We start from the raw sequence: 444 nt of genomic DNA on the forward strand, positions 1-444 counted from the left end.
ATTCATGCGGAAGAACGTCTCCAGGACCTCCACGACAAACTCCATCGGTGTGTAGTCATCGTTGAGCAATACGACCTTGAACAGCGGGGGTTTCTTCAGCTCGGGCTTCGATTCCTGCAGGGCAAGTCCGCCCTCTGAATCTTTGTCTTCGCCGGACATACGCAACCCCGGACGATTCTGGATGTATTCCACGCTACTACTCATTAACTAATCTGTGGCTCGACTACTGGATGTGGATACAATACTCGGGTTTTCAAGGCCTCGCAACGCATCGCAAAAACCTGCGCCAGCGTATGGGTAATTACGCCGTAATCCGATTATGGGATTACTTCCTGTAACCCGGCCAAGGATACCTCACCAATAAAAAGCGCCAAAAAAAAGGGTTCATCGCACATTAGCGGGAAATGAGGCATTCAAACGATGAGGCATTCAAACAAAGCGGAC

General features: G+C 50.0%; 1 protein-coding gene. It reads right to left on the reverse strand.

Features of this window, described 5'->3' with window-relative positions:
• Positions 1 to 159: ATP-dependent Clp protease adaptor ClpS (locus C0039_RS20845; protein ID WP_207796511.1), on the reverse strand; the 159-nt coding region annotated here is incomplete at its 3' end.
• Positions 160 to 444: the final 285 nt, after the last annotated feature.

This window comes from Pseudohalioglobus lutimaris (assembly GCF_002866825.1).
Classification (GTDB): domain Bacteria; phylum Pseudomonadota; class Gammaproteobacteria; order Pseudomonadales; family Halieaceae; genus Halioglobus; species Halioglobus lutimaris.